We start from the raw sequence: 3,061 nt of genomic DNA, 5'->3' as shown, positions 1-3,061 counted from the left end.
AATCCGATGGTCGTCCAACTAGCACTTCGCGGACTTATATGAACGGCTCAGGTCAAGTGTCGAAAGCTGCAAGGCCTTTGAAAGCGCCAGCGTGTCCGATGTAAAAACCGACGTTGAGTTGACCTCGACCAATTAAGATTTTCTGGAATAGCCAGTCGTTTCCTTCAAACCCAGTGAATTCCACTTCACGTCAAGTTGTTGCCTGCTTGCTCGCCATGCCGGTTCGGCAAGACAACAGGATCAGGACGAGAAAGGATAGGTTTAGCACAACGTTGAAGGGCGCGCCTACCAAAATGGAGCCTAAACTGTCGACGCAAAACCAGGACCATGCCGTAATCTGAGCGGTCTTGGCCGCGGCGACCGCCGATACCGGGGCAACGTATGTTCCCAGCGCCCATTGCATGCCTCCCAGGCCAACCGTTAGGCCACCGGTGATAACTAGCAGTAAAGGCAATGGAACCGTCAGTTCCGCGGGAACAGCGTGAATTGGCCAATACGCGATTTGCAGAAAGATATGTGCGACGGGGTGCAGAAACGGCAGCGCTGCCAGAGCAAAGAGCACCCCAGTTGCAACAAGAACACTACCTGAAATTCGCATTGCTGACTGTTGTTGGGTCATGAGTTTCTCCTTTCGATATGCGCCCTTCATGCAGCTTGCGGGGGACGCAAATCAATTACCTCAGAGGTAAGTGAATTCTGTCCGGACCCTTGCTAAACTCAGGTCATGACACCCTATCCCGGCATGCTGAAAGAGTGGCGAAAGCGACGCAGGATGAGCCAGCTGGACCTCGCGGTCGAAGCTGAGGTCAGCGCGCGCCATATCTCCTTTCTAGAAACCGGGCGGTCCCGGCCAAGCCAGGACATGATCCTTCATTTGTCCGAGGTCATGAACCTTCCGGTCGAAACCCGAAATCAAATGATGCGCGCCGAAGGCTTCGCGCCGCGTTTTGCAGCAACCCCGATTGCTGACGCGGCGATGTCACACATCCGGGATGCGGTCGAATGGACATTGCAGCAGCATGCTCCTTACCCGGGAATGGTGTTAGACCGGCTCTGGAATGTTGTGATGCTCAACAGCAGTGCCCAAGGGCTGTTCAAACCACTGGGGATCGGCGAGGGGCAAAGCCTGCTGGACCTGCTGACCAGTCCGCTGATGTCTGAGCTTGTTGAAAACTGGCCCGAGGTCGCGCATCACACGATGTTGCGGCTGCGCGCTGAAAGCGCCAACGCAGGTGGCATACCCGCGCTGGATGCCGCGGCGCGCGCTTTGTCGCAACAGGGGCACTCCCGCAGTGACGCGGCGATCGGGCCGACAATCTCTACGATCTACCGCTTTGGTGGTCAGCGGCTTTCCATGTTTGGAACCATTGCGCAATTCAGCACAGTCACGGACGTCACGCTGGACGATCTGAAGATTGAACTGTTTTTTCCGGCCGACGACCAAAGCGCTAAATTTCTGCGTGACCTTGCCAACGTGGCTGCCAATTAAGTGATGTTTTGACCAGATTTTCACTACGTCCCGGTGAACCCGACTCATTCCTGAACTCGGCTGGGTTCGGCAAATAGCCTTGCAAAAGCGATCTGGACGCCGAACAATTCTTCCCCTAGAACCTTACCTGTTATCCTGTCCCTAAAAGGACCAATTTCATGGTGTTCCCGTCGCAGGGCTGAATAGCCCCTCTTAATTCTGAGCCTTTAGCTCTTTACCGCGACTTATTCGCCGGACGTTGTCCGGCAGGTGACCCATGACAGACCAAATCCTGATTTCGCAGGCGCCCACCCGCGCCGAATTTACACCGTTGATCCGGTTGGCCGTTCCGCTGATGGTCGGGTTGGCCGCAGCGCTATTGATCGGCGTCGTAGATACGGCGATGATTTCTCCGCTCGGGACGGTCCCGCTGGCGGCAGCTGGTGTGACCACAGCTGTTCTGATCATCCTGATTTCCGCTCTTTGGGGCGTGATCACTGCTATTTCCGTACAGATCAGCCAGGCTGAAGGCGCACGCGATGCCGCGCGGGTCGCGCTGGCGTTGCGCAGCGGGCTTTTGCTGTGCCTTCTGGGCGGCGGCGGCGCGGCATTGGTAATGATCGCACTCTATCCGCTGCTGGGGCCATTGGGACAACCCAAGGAAGTTCTGGCAATCCTGTTGCCATACTGGTTGTCGATGGCGATCTGGATCGTGCCTTTCACGCTGTTTTTCGGCCTGAAGGCTCTGTTCGACGCCATTGGGCGGCCCTGGACAGCCGTGGCGCTGTCTTATTTGGGCGTCCTGTTCAACATACCCGCGAACTATGCCTTCATTCACATCCTTGATCTTGGAATTCTGGGCGCTGGTCTGGCCAGCATACTCTCGCAATGCACGTCGCTGGTTGCCGGGATCTATGTATTGATAAGCGCACCGGGGCTGGCCGCCTTTCGTCAGCGGGTGAATGTTGCATGGGCGGATGTCTGGTCGCAGGCCAAAGACGCCCTGCCGCTCTGTCTTGGCTATGCAGGTGAGGGCGGCGCCTACGCCGTGGTGGGTCTGATGATGGGCTGGTTGGGGGCCGAGGCGCTGGCCGCCCACCAAATCGTCAACGCGCTCGCGGGGCTGGCCTATATGATCCCGCTTGGTATGGCGGGTGCTGCCTCGATCCGTGTGGGCCTTGCAGTCGGTGCAGGAAGCCGAGAAAGGCTCAGACCGATTCTGAAGGCGTCTTTTGCGATGGTCACGCTCTGGCAGGCGATTGCCGCCATCGTCTTCATTACTGCGGGCCGGATGCTGGCGGAACGCATGTCGGATGACCCCGCCGTCATTGACCTCGCGGTCACGCTGTTTTTCGTCGTGGCACTACTGCAAGTTGCGGACGGCGTTCAGGGTACTGCGTTGGGTGCGCTGAGGGGAATGTCGGACATGAACCTGCCGACGATCATTACCCTTACGGCCTATTGGCCACTTGCCTTGCCGGCCAGCTATGCACTGGGTTTCCTCTTTGATCTCGGAGCCGTCGGCGTCTGGATTGGCTATACTCTGGGTCTGGTGGTAGCAGCCGTCGCCCTGCCCTTGCGGTTCTGGGCGCT

General features: G+C 57.7%; 3 protein-coding genes. 2 read left to right on the top strand and 1 reads right to left on the bottom strand.

What is annotated here, in order from left to right; genetic code table 11:
- Positions 1-190: 190 nt before the first annotated feature.
- A complete protein-coding gene (locus tag ACR0NN_RS25215) occupies positions 191-619 on the bottom strand; it encodes a hypothetical protein (protein WP_170723822.1) in 429 nt (142 codons plus the stop codon).
- A gap of 105 nt (positions 620-724) precedes the next feature.
- Between ACR0NN_RS25215 and ACR0NN_RS25210 the strand changes: the two genes are divergently transcribed.
- Both ACR0NN_RS25210 and ACR0NN_RS25205 read left to right on the top strand, forming a co-directional pair.
- Positions 725-1,489: a helix-turn-helix transcriptional regulator gene (locus tag ACR0NN_RS25210; protein WP_170723821.1), complete on the top strand. Its 765-nt coding sequence runs from the start codon at positions 725-727 to the stop codon at positions 1,487-1,489.
- A 256-nt stretch (positions 1,490-1,745) separates the two neighbouring features.
- Positions 1,746-3,061: MATE family efflux transporter (locus ACR0NN_RS25205; protein WP_480685858.1), on the top strand; the 1,316-nt coding region annotated here is incomplete at its 3' end.

It is taken from the genome of Ruegeria sp. BA2 (assembly GCF_056539605.1).
This window is presented reverse-complemented; position numbering and strand designations above follow the sequence as displayed.